This window comes from Mycobacterium attenuatum, from assembly GCF_900566085.1.
GTDB lineage: Bacteria > Actinomycetota > Actinomycetes > Mycobacteriales > Mycobacteriaceae > Mycobacterium > Mycobacterium attenuatum.
Genome location: NZ_UPHT01000042.1, coordinates 24,699 through 41,607, shown reverse-complemented (window position 1 = coordinate 41,607; position 16,909 = coordinate 24,699). Strand labels below are relative to the sequence as shown.

The 16,909-nt window shown below is 67.8% G+C and carries 10 protein-coding genes; 3 read left to right on the top strand and 7 right to left on the bottom strand.

The features are described 5' to 3' along the window. Positions 1-70: 70 nt before the first annotated feature. Together EET13_RS06315 and pstS are read right to left on the bottom strand one after the other, a co-directional pair. Positions 71-1,198 carry a PPE family protein gene (locus tag EET13_RS06315; protein WP_122441471.1) on the bottom strand — a complete coding sequence of 376 codons (1,128 nt, stop codon included), beginning with the start codon at positions 1,196-1,198 and terminating at the stop codon, positions 71-73. A 130-nt stretch (positions 1,199-1,328) separates the two neighbouring features. Then, positions 1,329-2,411 (bottom strand): phosphate ABC transporter substrate-binding protein PstS, encoded by a 1,083-nt coding sequence (pstS, locus tag EET13_RS06310; protein ID WP_244603793.1) that lies wholly within the window; start codon positions 2,409-2,411, stop codon positions 1,329-1,331. 433 nt (positions 2,412-2,844) lie between these two features. On the opposite strand from pstS, the gene EET13_RS06305 reads away from it, so the two are divergent. After that, positions 2,845-3,198: a DUF732 domain-containing protein gene (locus EET13_RS06305; protein WP_122441469.1), complete on the top strand. Its 354-nt coding sequence runs from the start codon at positions 2,845-2,847 to the stop codon at positions 3,196-3,198. A 30-nt stretch (positions 3,199-3,228) separates the two neighbouring features. Here EET13_RS06305 and EET13_RS06300 read toward each other — a convergent pair whose 3' ends face one another. The 3 genes from EET13_RS06300 to EET13_RS06290 form a co-directional block, all read right to left on the bottom strand. Continuing rightward, positions 3,229-6,132, bottom strand: coding sequence for a sulfatase-like hydrolase/transferase (locus EET13_RS06300; protein WP_122441468.1), 2,904 nt, complete (start codon positions 6,130-6,132; stop codon positions 3,229-3,231). Then, positions 6,129-6,983 (bottom strand): RluA family pseudouridine synthase, encoded by an 855-nt coding sequence (locus tag EET13_RS06295; RefSeq protein WP_122441467.1) that lies wholly within the window; start codon positions 6,981-6,983, stop codon positions 6,129-6,131. The genes EET13_RS06300 and EET13_RS06295 overlap by 4 nt, the downstream gene beginning before the upstream one ends. A gap of 78 nt (positions 6,984-7,061) precedes the next feature. Further along, entirely contained in the window at positions 7,062-8,084 is a 1,023-nt protein-coding gene (locus EET13_RS06290; RefSeq protein ID WP_425294227.1) for a magnesium transporter CorA family protein, read from the bottom strand. Between the two features lie 225 nt (positions 8,085-8,309). Between EET13_RS06290 and EET13_RS06285 the strand changes: the two genes are divergently transcribed. Both EET13_RS06285 and EET13_RS06280 read left to right on the top strand, forming a co-directional pair. Next, complete coding sequence (locus tag EET13_RS06285; protein WP_425294226.1) at positions 8,310-12,800, top strand: cation-translocating P-type ATPase; 4,491 nt, start codon at positions 8,310-8,312, stop codon at positions 12,798-12,800. A 78-nt stretch (positions 12,801-12,878) separates the two neighbouring features. Next, the gene (locus EET13_RS06280; protein ID WP_122441466.1) at positions 12,879-13,487 is read left to right on the top strand and encodes a DUF5994 family protein; all 609 of its coding nucleotides are present in this window, start codon (positions 12,879-12,881) and stop codon (positions 13,485-13,487) included. A 68-nt stretch (positions 13,488-13,555) separates the two neighbouring features. Here EET13_RS06280 and EET13_RS06275 read toward each other — a convergent pair whose 3' ends face one another. After that, a complete protein-coding gene (locus EET13_RS06275; RefSeq protein WP_122441508.1) occupies positions 13,556-15,019 on the bottom strand; it encodes an FMN-binding glutamate synthase family protein in 1,464 nt (487 codons plus the stop codon). Positions 15,020-15,087: 68 nt separating this feature from the next. Continuing rightward, positions 15,088-16,839, bottom strand: coding sequence for a glycerol-3-phosphate dehydrogenase/oxidase (locus tag EET13_RS06270; RefSeq protein ID WP_122441465.1), 1,752 nt, complete (start codon positions 16,837-16,839; stop codon positions 15,088-15,090). Positions 16,840-16,909 lie beyond the last annotated feature (70 nt).

The following is a 16,909-nucleotide window of genomic DNA, read 5'->3' as shown; positions in this document are numbered from 1 at the left end:
CCCACGCGGGCACGTCGCGGTCCGCCGGGAACAACCTGGGGCCGAGCCGGCCGCCCGGCCGTACGGTCGATCAGCCCGCCGACGGCGGTCGCGGCATCACAGAGCCCTTGAGCTCCACACCGTATTCGAGGTCCTCGTACTTCGGTTGCTTCCTCTTGCGCCAGCCGCTGCCCGCCGAAATCGGCGGCGGCATCAGCGGCGGCAGCATCGGGAATCCGGAATCCCCCGCGGGCAACGGCGACACCGCCGAAGCCAGCTGCACCGGCGTATGCGAAGCCGTCAACAGCCCGACCACGGCAGGCGGCGCGGTGAGGTTGCCCATCGACACTCCGACACCTAACGCGGCCGCCGGCACTTCTGCCGCGCCGAGGGCTCGGGCCGCGCTGGCCAGGCTACCCGCCGACGCTCCCAGTGCCGATTCCCCTTCGGACAGGCCCTCGGCGATGTCGGGAGCCACCGACTGCAGTGCCTGCGCCGAGGTGTTTTGCGCCAGGTAGCTGAGCAGGTTGATGGGAAACCCGGACGAAATGAACTGGTTGGCATAGGTATTCGCCAACCCGAACCAGCCGCTGTTGGGGTCGAAGGTGACACCGAACGCCTGCAACGCCGCGTCCACCGGAGACGCAGCGGCGGCAGCGGCCGTCGCCAGCTTGGCTTGAGCAGCGGCCGCCCCCGGGGCCGCGATCGCCGGCGGCGAAATGAACTGAGGCAGCGCCAGAGCTTGCGCGGCGGCGGCCTCATACCGACACATCGCCGCCGAATTGTTCACCCACATGGTCTGGTACTGCGCCTCGGTGTCGGCAATTGCCGCAACGTTCCTGCCGAATCCGTTGGTGGCCAATAGGTTCGCCAGCCGGCTCCGGTTGGCACCGACCTCGCCGGGTGGAACCGTCGCTGCCAGCACGGAGCCGAATGCTGCCGCAGCAACCTGGGCCGAGGAGCCCAGTTGCCGGCACTGCTGCGCGGTAGCGCGCAACCAGGCGAGGTAGGGGCCGACGGCCTCGATCATCGCCCGCGAGGATGGACCCCCCCAGACGCCGGTCAGCGCAGACAGTACCGGGGCATGGGCGCCCGCGGATTCTTCCACGTCGCTGCCGAGCCGCTGCCACGCGTCGGCGGCCTCGAGCAGTGACTGCGGGCCAGGCCCCGAGTGGATCAGCGCCGAGGTGACCTCGGGCGGCAGGCTTATGAAATCCATGACATCTCACAGTGACTCAGTGGGGTGACGGCACGGCAACTGGCCAAGACGGGAAAGCCGCTGGCCACTTCCCTATCGCCGTTGTGGGCGGAGCGCAGCGTCAACCCCCGCCGGTAGCAGGGACCACCGATCACGAGATGGCACTGACCGCGGTCGACAGCCGGGTCTTGAACTCGTCGGGAACGGGGACATATCCGCTGTCCTGCAGCTCGGGCTCGCCCACGCCGATTGCGCTCTGCAGGAACGCCTTGACGGCGGCGCCGACCCGAGCATCGGGATACCGCGAGCACACGATCTCGTAGGTCGCCAACACGATCGGGTAGGAGCCGGGCCGGTTCGGCCGGTAGAACGAGATCGTGTCGAATGCCAAGTCGTTGCCTTCTCCGATGAACCAGGCAGCCGAAATCGCCTTGCCTACCGAGTCGGCGCCGATGGCCACCGGATCCGAACCGGCCGACGTGATGATCTTGGCCATGCCCAGGTGTCGTGCCCGCGCGAACGACCACTCCATGTAGCCGATCGATCCTTCGGTGCGGCTCACCGCCGCGGCTGCGCCGTCGTTGCCGTCGACGCCCTCGCCGGCGTCGCCGTTGTACCGCTTGCCCGCACCCCTGCCCCATGCGCCGTTGGAAGCGGTATCGAGGTATCTCTGGAAGTTGTCGGTGGTGCCGGATTCGTCGCTGCGGAACACGACACGAATTGGTTCATCGGGCAACGTGACAGCTGGATTCATCGCGTGGATCGCAGGGTCGTTCCACGTCACGATGCCGCCGTTGAAGATCTTGGCCGCGGTCGGGCCGTCGAGGCTCAACGACGCCAGGCCCGTGACATGGTAGGTAATCGCGATGGGCCCGAATACGACCGGCAAGTTCCACGCGGGCGAGCCGCACCGCTGCTCCGCGCTGGCATACTCGTCTTTGCTCAGCGGTGAATCGGAGCCGCCGAAATCGGTTAGACCGCCCGTAAACTCGCTGATGCCGGCGCCGGAACCGTTAGGCGTGTAATTCACCGACTGCCCCGGGCAGGCGCGTTGGAAATCCTTGGTAAATTTCACCATTGCGTTTTCCTGAGCGGTGGAACCACTTGCCTTCAGCGCCGGCTTACCGCCGCAAGCCACTTTGCTCGACGACGTTACTGTTGTCGCATCTGCCCCTAAAGTGTCGCTGCCACATGCCGTCAATATCACCGCAAAGCCGAGGCTGCCCAGGGCGATCCAGAATCGGCCGCGCTTCGGTGGAGCTTGGGCGGATAGCCCGAAAGGCACAATCGTCACCGACCGATCCGGGGCCCGCCAAACTGCTGTCTTCCTCGCAGCCATGAGGCATGGTAACCACATCGACCATTCCGATTTGGTGTCCAACCATGCCTGGGCACAATATGATTCACGATTTCATCGACAGTTTCCACCCGGTATACGGTCGCGACATGCCGACGCCACCAAAAGTGGTGAGGCTTTGCTCACGCTTTACCAGCAACCGAAGAACAATGGCCATAGCTGCGGACCAACGAGGACGGTCGGGGGCATCGCAAACTTTGGCTAACGGGGCCGCAAGCAGCGAGGGGTTCCCACGTCCGATTACGCCGGGCAATGATCGCAGGCGGGCGGTCTGGCATGCCGTCGGATTTGTCAGCGGGAGGTTCCAGCAATGGCGACCAGCCTATTGCGCCACAGCGAAACCGCCCGATCGCTGCCGGTGCGTCTCATCCTGATAGTCGCGCTGTTTTGTCTGGCCGAGCGGGCCACCCCGACGGCACAAGCCGACGGCGTCGATGACGCGTTCCTGAATGCGGTGAAGGGCAAGGGCATCAACTTCAGTTCCCCACAGGCGGCTATCTTGGCCGGCCACCAGGTGTGCGATGAACTCGATCAGGGCAGGCACAAGGCCGACGTCGCCAATGACCTGGCCAAGGGCGGCAACTTGGACGGCTATCACGCCGGGTACTTTGTCGGCCTGAGCGTCGCCGCGTACTGCCCCAGACATCACCACACCTCGACCTGAGCTGTCCGGTTGTCTCGGGGCCGGCTGGGGTCAGCCCGCTGCGCCCTGCCCGACGGCTTGCACCGAGGCATGCTCGCGCAACGCCTGTTCCGCCTCGGGGTGGACGGGCTTGAGGTCGAAGATCACCTCTTTGACGGTTCCGGTGAACACGTACGGCGCCTTGTCCTCGTAGTCGCGGTCGACCACTAGCCCGTTGTCGCGGCCGATGTCCATACCGGCATACGACGAAAACGACAGGCTCACCGTTTGCGGCAGCCGACCCTCCCCGATCAACCGTTCGTCGGCCCACAGCGTCACCTTGCCGCCTGAACCCACCACCGGCTGGTCGCTCTCGAACAGCATCCGCGCGGTGACGTCGCCGGTGGGCAGCGGCTCCGTCGATACCTGTCGATACGTCTCGACGCCGAGGAAGGAGTAGGTGTGGTGCAGCCGCTGTTGCTCGTCGACCCAGAGCGCGAAGCCGCCCATGAAGTCGGCGTTGGCCACGATCACACCCTGTGCCCCGCCGTCGGGCATGTGCAGCCGCCCCTCGATCGCATACGAGCGGCCGAAGATGCGCGGCACCATGCCGCGCTGGATGTTCTGCACGTCTCCCTTGAAGGCGAAGCGTGTCGTGGTGGGAAGTGGCGGCAAATCACCGAACATCACGGCCAGCCCGCCCAGCAACGGCAGCACCCGGTTGCGTTCGGCTTCCTGCCACCACAGCTGCTGCAGTTCGGCCAGCATGTCCGGATGCTCGGCCGCCAGGTTGTGGGCCTGGGAGAAGTCGTCGGGCAGGTAGTAGAGCTCCCAGACGTCCTGGCCGGGGTCGTAATTCCCGGGCGCGAAGCGCTGCATGGTCTGCGGCGACAGGTCCCACGGCGCCCGGTCCAGCCGAGCGCACGCCCACCAGCCGTCCCGGTAAATGGCGCGGCTGCCGAAGTTTTCGAAGTACTGCACGGTGTGGCGCTCTTCGGCGGCCGGGGCGTCGAAGGTGTGTAGGAAACTGGTCCCGTCCATCGGCTCCTGTTCGACACCGTCGACACTGGTCGGCTCCGGTAAACCGATGGCCGCCAACACCGTTGGTGCGATGTCAATACAGTGGGTGAACTGGCCGCGAACCTGGCCGTCGGGCCGGATCCGGGCCGGCCAGGCCACCACCATCGGATCGCGGGTACCGCCGAGGTGGCTGGCCATCTGCTTGCCCCACTGGAACGGCGTGTTGTTGGCGTGCGCCCAGCCGCTCGCGAAATGCGGTGCGGTGAATTCGTCGCCGAGAGCTTCGATGCCGCCGTATTGCTCGATGAGCGCCAGCTGCTGATCGGCGTCGAGATCCAGGCCGTTGAGAAACGTCATCTCGTTGAACGAACCGGTGTTGGTGCCCTCCATGCTGGCACCGTTGTCGCCCCAGATGTAGAAGACCAGCGTGTTGTCGGCCTCGCCGAGATCCTCGATGGCATCCAGCAGCCGCCCGACGTTCCAGTCCGCGTTTTCGGAGAACCCGGCGAACACCTCCATCTGCCGTGCATAGAGCTGCTTTTGGGTGTCCGACAGGCTATCCCACGCCGGGAACAGGTCGGGCCGCTCGGTCAGTCCGGTGTCCGCAGGAATGATTCCCAGCTGTTTCTGGCGTTCAAACGTCCTCTGCCGGTACACATCCCAGCCCTCGTCGAACTGCCCGCGGTACTTGTCGGCCCACTCCTTGAACACGTGGTGCGGGGCGTGGGTGGCGCCGGTGGAGTAATACAGCAGCCACGGCTTGGTGGCGTTCTGGGCCCGTACCGTGTGCAACCATTCGACGGCCTTGTCGGTAAGGTCGTCGGGAAAGAAGTAGGGCTTGCCGTGTTGTCCCTCCGGTATGCCGAGGACCGAGTTGTCCTGGGTGATGATCGGATCGTATTGGCCGGCGGCGCCGGTGGGGAAACCCCAGAAATGGTCGAAGCCCCAACCCAGCGGCCAGTTGTCGAACGGCCCGGATGCTCCCTGGACGTTGTCCGGAGTCAGATGCCACTTGCCGAAAGCCGCAGTGACGTAACCGTTGTCACGCAGGATTCGCGGCAGCGCGGCGCAGCTGCGCGGCTTGACCGTCGAATAACCCGGGAACGGACCCGGAAATTCGCACACCGAACCAAACCCCACCCGGTGATGATTGCGCCCGGTCAGCAGTGCCGAACGGGTCGGCGAACACACCGCGGTAACATGAAAACGGTTGTAGGCCAACCCGTTCTGCGCCACCCGAGACAGCGTCGGCGTTCGGATGCCGCCGCCGAAGGTGTCCGGTCCGCCGAACCCGGCGTCGTCGATCAGCACGATCAAGACATTGGGCGCATTGTCCGGCGCGCTCGGGCCGGGGACTATCGTCCAGTCGCCGACGGACTCTGCCATGGTGCGACCGATCGTGCCGCCGAAGCCGCGCTGCGGTATCGGCAGCTTCGTACGGTCGGGATTGAACTTGCCCATCGCTTCTTGCAGTGCTGCGCCCAGGCTTCGCAATGTCGAATGACTCAGTTCGGCAACCGATTTCATCGGCGATCCGGCCAGGGTCTGCTCGACCGGCAGCCGGCCCGGCGCCGGTGTCACGACGATGATGACGGCGCTGCCCGCCGATAGCGCCTGGCCGATCTTGTCGGCCAGGCCGCTCTTGATCCGATGATGGGCGAAGGTGCCGGCCAATGCTCCGGTCGCGGCGCCCAGCAACCCAACGGCCAGCAGCGCCGGTGAGAACAGCCCGACCGCCAAGCCGACACCCGCGCCCCATTTGGCGCCGCGGCGGCCCAGACGATTCCCGGTGTCGAGCAGCACCGGATTGCCCTCGTCGTCCTTGCCGACCAGCACCGCGCCCTGCAGCGGGACCGTCTTGGCGTTGGCCCGGCCGGTGAGGTTCTCGAAATCGCTCCGGGCCGAATCAATGTCCTGATACCCGGCGACGATGACCAGCACGTTGTCTTCACTCATGACCAGATTCCCTCTCGGCGGCTGATGAACTCACGGCGCGAGCCGGTGAGCGGATCGTCGAACTCGATGCGCTTCGCCAGCAGCTGCAGCGGCGAGCTGAAGTCACCGTCAACGTCCTGGAGCACCTTGGGGTACAGGGGATCTCCCGTGATCGGCAGTCCCAGTGACGCCATATGCACCCGCAGCTGGTGGGTACGTCCGGTACGCGGCGTCAGCCGGTACAGGCCCTGCGGTGAGATCAGCTCGACCAACGTCTCCGCGTTCGGCTCGCCAGGTTCGCACACCGCCTGCAGCTGACCGCGACGCTTGACGATGCGGCTGCGGACCACGCGCGGCAGCGCCACGGTGGGGTCGACCGCGGCCCGGGCCAGGTAGGTCTTGTGCACCAAACCGCGCGCGAACAGCGTCTGGTAGCGGCCACGCAACTCGCGGCGGGTGGTGAACAGCAACACCCCGGCGGTGAGCCGGTCCAGCCGATGCGCCGGGCTCAACTCGGGTAACCCGAGTTCACAGCGCAGCCGCACCAGCGCCGTCTGGGCGACGTGGCGCCCGCGCGGCATGGTCGCCAGGAAGTGCGGTTTGTCCGCGACGACGATGTCGTCGTCGCGATACAGCACCGGCATCTCAAAGGGCACGGGAACTTCGTCAGGCAGATCCCGATACAGGTGGACGAAAGACCCCGGCGGCAGGACCGTATCGCGATCGATCACCGCGCCGCGGCTGTCGACCACTTCGCCGGCAAGCACCTTCCGGCCAGCCGCTGTGCCGAACCGTGCGTCAAGTTCGGCCAGCACCGGCCCGCCGTACAGCCGCACCCGCGCGGGCCCGAGCGCGTCACGAACGCCAAGCACGCTCGCAGACTACAGATCTCGGCGGACTTGCGGACCGGACTTACGAACAATAATCACCGAACTGTGCGGCGCGCGCGGTCAGAGCCAGTCGCGCCGCCGGAACGTCACATAGAGCACCACCATCAGGACGACGATCACGCTGGTACTGACAATGAAACCCGAGACGTGGCCGAAACCGGGGTAGGGAATGTTCTGGCCGTAATAGCCCGTGATCGCGGTCGGTACGGCAATGATGGCGGCCCACCCGGTCAGCTTCTTCATGACGGTGTTCAGCCGCGCGTCCTGCAGTGACAGATTGGTTTCGAAAATGGTTGTGATCATGTCACGTAACGACTCGGTCCATTCCGATACCCGAAGCACGTGGTCATACAGGTCGGCGTAGAGCGGGTCGAGTTCTCGGGCCGCCTCGGCCTGCAAGGCGTGTAGGCGATGGTGCTGGATGGAGTTGACGACTTCGCGCATCGGCAACGCAACCCGCCGCAGGTTCACCAGGTCCCTGCGCAATTGAAACGTCCGGCGCTGAAAGCTCGCCTGCCGCGAGTTGCCGTCGAACAACTCGTCCTCGATGTCTTCGATGCAGTCGTCGAGTGCCTCCACCGCCGCGAAATGACTGTCGACGACGACGTCGAGCAAACCGTGCACCAAAGCGCCGACACCGTAGTGCTGCCCCCCGATTTCCTGCCATCGCCGAGCAACCTGCGCCATGTCGAAGTCCGTCGTCAGGCGCACCGTGATCAAACCCCTGGCAAGCACGAACGCCGAAACCCGGCGCATCGCCAGCATCGGCCGGGGATCGGTGCCGGCTTTGGCAACGGGGCAGACGTCGACGGCGTAGACGGTGAAGAAGGTGTGGGTTTCGTATGCGGTGGCTTTGACACGTTCGGCTGCTGCCACGGCGTCTTCGACGGCCCAGGGGTTCAGGCCGAGTTCGGCCGCCAGCTCGCGCAGTATTTCGTGGTCCGGACCGCACAAGTCGACCCACACCAAGGTGTCGTCCTCGCTGAGGTAATCGGAGATGCGGTCGAATTCGAAGTCGTCCTGTGGCTCACCGCAACGCCATACGCGACCCTGGTAACTCGGCGCGACATGCACGACGGCCATCTTGTCAGGCCGCCGCCAATACCACGTGAACCCGGTACGTGAATGTCTCGTCGCGCCGGGTCATGCCGACCATTGCCCATGTCTACCCACATCGGGGCGTCACTACCCGCTACTGCGCCGCCAAGGCGTACCTTGATTCGACATGACGCGCGCGCCGATGTGGTGAGCCCCAACCAAGCGTTTCTTTTCCCGGCCGGCTTATTCGAGAATCGGTGCGAGGTGGGTGTGAACAGACTGATCGGACCCGGTCGTCTACCCGGTTTCGGCCTGGTGGCAGCGCCGCTGCGGGCTGCCTTGGCGGGCACCCGCAGGACCGTTGCCGCCGGCACCGCGGTCGCCGGTGCCGCCGTCGGCACCGTCCTGCTGGGTGGCGACGTGGCAGCGAGCATGGGCAGATCGTTATCCCGTGCAGCGCCGGATATTTCGGCGTTGACCCGCGCGGCGGCGGGGGTTGCGGTCGAGGCGATGGGTGGCCCGCCGGCGCGGCGCATCAGCACCAACGGTCCCCGCCACTGGATCGAGGTGCGCGGCCTCGGCGACAAGCACGGCGCAGCGATCGCCACCGACATACTCGCGGCCGTCCGCGCAACGCCCGGTGTGCGCGAGGCCTTCCTGAACCCCACCATTGCGCGGCTGGTCGCCACCGTCGACCCGGACGGACCCTCGGCGGCGCAGCTCTGCCGGATCGTCGCCGGCGCCGAGCGGCGCCACGGGACCAGCGACACGCACCCGGCCAGTCTGCCCGGCGACGACACGCTGCTGATGGGACGGATGATCGCGGCCGCGGCCGCGGCCGCCACCACCGGCTTCGCCCTGTCGCTGACCGGCAGCCTGCTGCGGCTGCCCAGGTTGCCCGACCTGGTGGCCGTGCCGCCGACCCTGGCCGACCACGTGCCGCGACTGCGCCGCGAGCTGGAACGACGCCTCGGACCCGAGGGCACCGACATGTTCTTCGGCGTCGTCAACGCCACGGCGGCCGCGCTGACGCTGTCGCCGACGGCGGCGGCCGCCGAGGCCGCGACCCGCGCGATGCTGGCGGCCGAGGCCTGGACCGGCCGGCTCACCTGGCGTCGCCATGAACCTGGGCTGGGCAGCCGGCCGGTGCCTGACGACGCCGCGTCGGCACCCAGAAGCGTGCCGACTCCCGCCGACGGTCCGGCGGAACGCTACGCCAACCGCATCGGTGCGATCGGCCTCGGCGCCGCCGCCGTGGCCGGCGTGCTCTCCCGCAACCCCGACACGGCCGGCGCCGCCGCGCTGGCCGCCGTTCCGAAGCCGTTGCGCACGGTGCGGGAGGCATTCGGCTGCGCGATGAGCCGCGGCCTGGCCGCCCGCCACGACGCGCTGGTGCTGCGCCCTGGTGCCTTGCGCACACTCGACCGGGTCGACGCGATCATGATCGACCCGCGGGCGTTCTACGATGACGAGTTGATGGTCAGTCGCATTCTGGGAGTTCAGGATTCGCAACGTACCCGAGCCTGGGAAGCGGTGCGCGCCGCACTGGACAATGGTGAGCTGAGCGCCGGATGGCACGACCTGGCCGATATCCCCGGAGCCGGCGGGGGCACCGGCCAGGCGCTGATCAGCCCGGTGCGCGATCCGTTCGCCGCGGCGGTGCTCACCGAGGCACGCCGCTCGCACCCCCGCGTCTCCTCCCTCGATGACGATGGATTGCGTTCTCTAGCACAAGGATTCGACCAGCTGTATCCGGTGGACGGGTCGGTCGACGACGCGGTGGCAGCGGCTGTCGCCGAGCTGAAGGCGGGTGGCGCCACCGTGGCGTTGCTGACCACCTCACAGCTGAAGGCCGCGCAGCGGGCCGATGTCACGATCGGCGTGCAGCGGCAGCGGCATCCTCCGCCCTGGGGTTCCGACGTTGTCGTTACGGATCTGGCCGGCGCATGGCGGGTGCTGCATGCGCTGCCGGCCGCGCGCGCGGCTACCGACAACGCGGTTCGGCTGTCGGCCTCGGCCTCGGCGATCGGCGCCCTGATGTTGATTCCCGGCGTACCGGGCCGCAGTTCGGTATCGGTCAACATCGGTATGGCCGCCAGCCTGTGGTTCGGATTCCGTTCGGCTGCAAAGGTTTTCCGCGATCCACTGCCCGAACCCGAAACCGTCCACGACTGGCACAGCCTGCCCGTCACCGAAGTGCGGCGGCTGCTGCCTCGCCCCGCCGACGAACACCGGGCCGAAGCAGCGTCCACCTGGTGGCAAAGCCTGCCGCCGATTCGTCTGGCACACAAGGCGAGTGTGGGGTCGTGGCGACTCGTCCGCGACTTCGCCGAAGAGATGCGCTCGGACTTGTCCGACCCGATCACGCCGCTGCTGGCCACGGGCGCGCTGGCCAGCGCGCTGCTCGGCTCGCCGCTGGATGCGGTTCTGGTGGGCGGCGTGCTGCTGGTCAACGCCGGGTTGTCGGCCGAACAGCAGTTGCACGCCGAACGCATCCTCAATCGTCTACTGGCCGTGCAGGATCCGCCCGCGCGCCGGCGGGTCGGCCCGCTCGAGGAGCAGCGCCACGAAAAGGTCGCCGCCAAGCGGCTGCGACCGGGCGACGTCATCGAAATCCATGCCGACGAGGTGGTCCCGGCCGACGCGCGGCTGCTGCACGCATCCGACGTCGAGGTCGACGAATCCATGCTGACCGGCGAATCGCTGCCGGTGGCCAAGCAAACCGAGCCCACACCCGGTGCCCCGCTGGCCGAACGGGACTGCATGCTGTATGCCGGCACCACGGTGGTCGCCGGCACGGCCGTGGCCGTGGTGACGGCGGTGGGTTCGCGCTCGGAGGTCCGCCGCGCACTGGCGATGGCGCCGCGGAAGTCCACGGAGATCGGTCTGCAACGACAGTTGCGGCGCATCACCCGGCGGGCGTTGCCGTTCAGCGTGGCCGGCGGGGCGCTGGTCGGGTTGCTCAGTGTGGCGCGGGGCACGCCGTTGCGCGCGGCGGTGGGAAGCGCGGTCACGCTGATCGTCGCCGCCATTCCTGAGGGGCTGACGCTCGTGGTGACGCTGGCTCAGCTGGCCGCCGCGCGCCGGCTCACCGGAGAGTCGGTGCTGATCCGTAATGCCCACTGCATCGAGGCGCTGGCCCGGCTGAACGTGGTGTGCTTCGACAAGACCGGCACGCTGAGTGAGAACCGGCTCAAGGTCAAGGTCGTGCGCCCGATGACGGGTTTCACCCCCGCGCAGGTGCTGGACGCGGCGCTGAGCACCACCTATTCGAGGCACGCCCACCGCGTTGAGCATGCCACCGACGATGCGATAAACCAGGCCGCCGCCGACCCCGCGCTTCGGGGTTCGCGGCCACAACCGCGGCCGAACCGGGACGCCTTCTTGCCCTTCCAATCGGGTCGCCCGTTCGCGGCCGCTCTGGTCGGTACCCGGCTGACCCTCAAAGGCTCACCCGAGGTCCTCTCATCGGCGCTCGCCGGGCCCAGCGCCCGGATTGGCCCGTTGCGCAAGCAGATCGACGAGTTGGCGGCCAAGGGGTTGCGCGTGCTGGCGGTGGCCGAACGCCGCCTCAGCCGCGAGCAGGCCGCGGCCGCGGCGGCCGATCCCGATCTGCTGGAAAGCCTGTGCACCTCCGAACTGACCCCGATCGGTCTGCTCGGGATGGCCGACACCCCGCGGCCCACCGCCCAGGCCGTGCTGGCGGCACTAGCCGACCGTGAGATCGGTGTGCGGCTGATCACCGGCGACCACCCCACGACCGCGGCCGTGATCGCCCAGGAACTGGGCATCGACGTGACCGTCGAGCAGGTGGTCACCGGGTCCGACTGGGAAGCGATGTCCGCCGACCAGCGCGCCGAGGCGGTCGTGTCGCGGCTGGTCTTCGCACGGATGACCCCGGAGCACAAGATCGAGGTGGTACAGACCCTGGAACGGGCCGGGCTGGTCACGGCGATGGTCGGCGACGGCGTCAACGATGCGGCGGCGATCCGGGCGGCCAGCGTCGGCGTCGGGGTGGGCGCGCGCGGCAGCGACGCGGCCCGCACGGCCGCCGACGTGGTGCTGCTCGACGGCAAGATCGAGGCACTGCTGGACGCCCTCGACGAGGGCGAGCAGCTGTGGCGCCGCGTGCATTCGGCGGTGTCGGTGCTGCTGGGCGGCAACCTCGGCGAGGTGTCCTTCGCGTTGATCACCACGATCCTGACCGGGCGTTCGGTGCTCAACGCCCGCCAGATGCTGTTGGTCAACATGCTGACCGACGCGCTGCCGGCCGCCGCCCTGGCCGTCAGCCCCCAGGCGGGAACCGCCGAGGTCGACCGCGGCGAGGCGGCGATGTGGCGCGCGATCGGCATTCGTGGCGCGTCCACCACGATCGGCGCCATGCTGGCGTGGCTGCTGGCCAGCGCAACCGGCACCCAGCACCGCGCGGCGACGGTGGCGTTGATCGGGCTGGTCGGCACGCAACTGGCCCAGACGCTGGCCGACTCACACGGCGCGCTGGTGGTGCTGACCACCGTCGGGTCCTTCGGCGCGCTGGCGGTGGTGGTGACCACGCCCGGCCTCAGTCAGGTGTTCGGCTGCACCCCCGTGGGTCCGCTGGGCTGGGGTCAGGCGCTGCTGGCGGCCGCGGTGGCCGGCGGGGTCTCGGCGCTGGCTCCCGACCTACTGGTTCGCTCGTCGGAGAACGCCCGGCGGCTCATCGCCGCCGCGGCAGACAGTGCGGCATCGGTGGACGCCGCTGATGCGCAGGCACGCGGGTAGCCAAATGTTCGTTCAGCGGCCACCTGAAGGTGGGGTTTTCCAGTCGCGAGCGGCCCGCAACGCCCGTACCGTAGTCGCGTGAAACGCGAAATACGGTTACAGCTCAAGACATTTCGCCCAGTCTCAGAGCACATCGACGGGGCGTGGTGGCCGCGGTCCAGGAGCCTGGCCGACGAACTGCCGGCGTTGATGGCGGCGGTATCCGAGCGGCTGGGGCCGATCGCGATAGTGGGCTACCGCCACAACGGCTGGGACGAGACGCCGTCTTCGGTGGAGATCGACGGCCGCTGCGTCGAACTGCTGGGCTTCACCAGTGACGAGCCGACCAGTGTGATCCTGATCGGGGAGGACGGGCATCATGTGACGCTGCGCGTCATTTCGCCCGAAGTCAGCGAGCAGAGCGGCCGGCAGGCCCTCGACGACGCGCGATCATGCGCCGACGGCGACGTCGCCTCCGCCAGTCGTTCCCTGGTGGCCCGATCCGTGGCCGACGTGGCAGACAAGTTGGCCCGCCACGAGGGCCGCGCCGACGAGCAGCGAACCGCGCAGATCAGGCGCTGGTCGGAGGAGGCCGCTCAACAGTTCGCCGATGCACCGGTGCAGACCTTCGTCCCCATCCTGGTCGAACACATCGTCCGTAACCGGATGCTGGAATCCCGCGCGGCGACCGCGTCGCCGCTGCACTGAATCTGCCCCACAGACGCGCCCGTCAGGCGCCGAGATCGATGCCAGCGCCGAAAAGCCCTGAGAACAAATCACCCGGCCATGAGCTGGGTGATCGCTTCGACGTCTGCCGGCCCGGGCAAACCCCAGTCGGGCTTGTAGCCGAACATCTCGTCGACCCGCACGGTCTGCAGGTCGATGTCGAGCAACTCGATGGCGTCCAGGGGCACCAACGCCGGGTGCACCTGGCCGCAGGCACGGGCCAGGCAGAGCAGCTCGAAGCGCAGCGTGGCCAGGTAGTTGGCGCAGCGCACCGACTTCAGGGCCGGGTCGAGACCGTGCTGCAGCCATGCCGACTGGGTGGCCACGCCCGACGGGCAACGGCCGGTATGGCAGCGCTGGGCCTGGATGCATCCGATGGCGAACATGGCGGTGCGGCCGACGTTGACCATGTCGCACCCCATGGCCAGGGCCAACAGCGCATTCTCCGGGATGCCGAGCTTGCCCGAGCCGATGAACACCACGTCGTGATGCAAGCCTTCTTCGGCGAAGGCGCGGTAGACCCTGGGAAATGCCCACTTGAAGGGCAGCGCCACGTGGTCGCTGAACACCAGCGGCGCCGCGCCGGTGCCGCCCTCTCCGCCGTCGACGGTCACGAAGTCGACGCCGCGACCGGTGCGGGCCATGCGCGCGGCAAGCTGCCCCCAGAACGACCCTTCGCCGACCGCAGACTTGATGCCCACCGGAAGACCGGTCTGCGCGGCGATGGCCTCCACGAGATCGAGCAGCCCGTCGACGTCACGGAATGCGCTGTGTCCGGCCGGGCTTCGGCAGTCCACCCCGACCGGAATGCCGCGGATGGCCGCGATTTCCGGAGTCACCTTGGCGCCGGGGAGCATGCCGCCGAGGCCCGGCTTGGCGCCCTGGCTGAGCTTGATTTCGATGGCCCGGATCGACGGGGTCGCGGCCACCCGGTCGACCAGCCGGGGCAGGCTGAACGTGCCGTCGTCGTTGCGGCAGCCGAAGTACCCGGTGCCGATCTGCCAGATGAGATCGCCGCCGTTGAGGTGGTACGGCGATATCCCGCCCTCCCCCGTGGTCTGCAGTGCCCCGGCCAGGGCCACGCCCTTGTTCAGTGCGGTGATGGCCGCGCCGCCCAGCGACCCGAAGCTCATCCCGGAGACGTTGACCAATGACGCGGGCCGGAAGGCCTTGGCACGGTCCTGCGCGCCGCCGAGCACCTTGGCCGCCGGCAGTGGCACCGCCGGATCGGGATGGCCCGGGTCGCCGTCCGGGGCCGACACCGGGAACGCCGCGTGCTTGATGATCGGGTAATTCTCGGCGCGTTCGAGATCGTTGTCGCTGCCGAAGCCGAAATACCTGTTGGTCAATTTCGACGACGTGTACACCCAGCGCCGCTGGTCACGGCTGAAGGGCCGTTCCGCATTGTTGTCGGTGACGATGTACTGGCGCAGCTCCGGCCCCACCGCTTCCAGCAGGTAACGCAGGTGCCCGATGATTGGGTAGTTGCGCAAGATGGTGTGGCGGCGCTGCATGAGGTCCCAGCCGACCACCCCGGCCAGGCTCCCACCGACGACAGCGGCCAGGGGTTTTCCGCGCGCTCTCAATTGAGTGGCACCGGTTCGAGGATCTCGGCCCGGGCTTCGGGTGCGCTGGCTCGCAACATGTCCGCCGATACGTCGTCCGGCTGCGCCTGTGACAGCACCTCGGCTTCCACGCGCGCCTTGTAATTGGCGACCTCTCGCCCGATATCCTCGGCGGTCCAGCCCAGCACCGGCGCGATGATGTCGGCCACTTCCCGGGCGCAGTCCACACCGCGGTGCGAATATTCGATGGAGATCCTCATGCGTCGGGCCAGGATGTCCTCCAGATGCAGGGCCGCCTCGGCGGTGACCGCATAGAGCGCTTCGACCCGCAGGTAGCCGGGCGCCTCCTTGATCGGGCTGAGCAGACCCGGATCTTCGGCCGCCAATGCCAGCACGTCGTTGATCAGCGACCCGTAGCGGTCCAGCAGATGCCGCACCCGGTAGGGGTGCAGGCCGTACATCGCGCCGACGTGCTCGACCTGGTTGACCAGAGCGAAGTAGCCGTCGGCCCCCAACAGGCTCACCTTCTGGGTGATCGACGGCGCGACTCGGGCCGGAATGAACTGCACGGCGGTGTCGATCGCGTCGGCGGCCATCACCCGGTAGGTGGTGTACTTGCCGCCCGCGATGGCCACCAGCCCCGCCGCCGGCACCGCGACGGCGTGCTCGCGCGACAGCTTCGAGGTTTCCTCGCTTTCCCCGGCCAGCAGCGGTCGCAGCCCGGCGTACACGCCGTCGATGTCGGCGTGCGTCAACGGGGTGGCCAGCACCGCGTTGACGGTGCCCAGGATGTAGTCGATATCGACCTTGGTGGCCGCGGGATGGGCCAGGTCGAGGTTCCAGTCGGTGTCGGTGGTCCCGATGATCCAGTGGCTGCCCCACGGAATGATGAACATGACCGACTTCTCGGTGCGCAGGATCATCGCGACGTCGCTGACAATCCGGTCCCGGGGCACCACCACGTGTACCCCTTTGGATGCGCGCACCTGGAACCGTCCGCGCTGTTTGGACAACGCCTGGATCTCGTCGGTCCAGACCCCGGTCGCGTTGACCACGACGTGGCCGCGCACCTCGGTGATCGAGCCGTCCTCGGAGTCGCGTACCCGTACGCCGGTTACCCGGTCACCCTCGCGCAGCAGCGCCACCACCTGGGTGGAGCACCGCACGACGGCTCCATAATGGGCCGCGGTGCGCGCGACCGTCATGGTGTGGCGGGCATCGTCGACGACGGTGTCGTAGTAGCGGATACCGCCGATCAACGAGCTCCGTTTGAGGCCCGGGCTTAATCGCAATGCCCCGGCCCGGGTCAGATGCTTTTGCGCCGGAACAGATTTGGCCCCGCCCAGCCGGTCGTAGAGGAAGATCCCCGCGGCGATGTACGGACGTTCCCACCAGCGTTTGGTCAGCGGGAACAGGAATGGCAGCGGCTTGACCAGGTGCGGCGCCAGCGTCGTCAATGACAATTCGCGTTCGTAGAGCGCCTCGCGCACCAGCCCGAACTCGAGTTGTTCGAGGTAGCGCAGCCCGCCGTGGAACATCTTCGACGATCGACTCGACGTGCCCGAGGCCAGATCCCGGGCCTCCACCAGGGCCACCTTGAGGCCGCGGGTGGCAGCATCCAGCGCGCACCCGGAGCCCACCACGCCGCCGCCGATGACGACCACGTCGAATTGCTCGGCACTGAGCCGCTCCCAGGCCAACGCGCGCTGCTGCGGTCCCAGCGTCCCGGCGGGCTGCTCGCCTTGCGGTGCGCTGATTGGGTTGCTCACGGAAGGGGACTCCTGTCCATTACTGATCGGTAGCGTTGCTCAACAAGGCTAGTTCGTGCGGCGTCGCAGG

Bases quoted from the DNA above. Each gene is read 5' to 3' on its own strand.
- EET13_RS06300 (WP_122441468.1), bottom strand. From the start codon at position 6,132: ATGAGTGAAGACAACGTGCTGGTCATCGTCGCCGGGTATCAGGACATT.
- EET13_RS06305 (WP_122441469.1), top strand. From the start codon at position 2,845: ATGGCGACCAGCCTATTGCGCCACAGCGAAACCGCCCGATCGCTGCCG.
- EET13_RS06290 (WP_425294227.1), bottom strand. From the start codon at position 8,084: ATGGCCGTCGTGCATGTCGCGCCGAGTTACCAGGGTCGCGTATGGCGT.
- EET13_RS06275 (WP_122441508.1), bottom strand. From the start codon at position 15,019: ATGCAGCGCCGCCACACCATCTTGCGCAACTACCCAATCATCGGGCAC.
- EET13_RS06315 (WP_122441471.1), bottom strand. From the start codon at position 1,198: ATGGATTTCATAAGCCTGCCGCCCGAGGTCACCTCGGCGCTGATCCAC.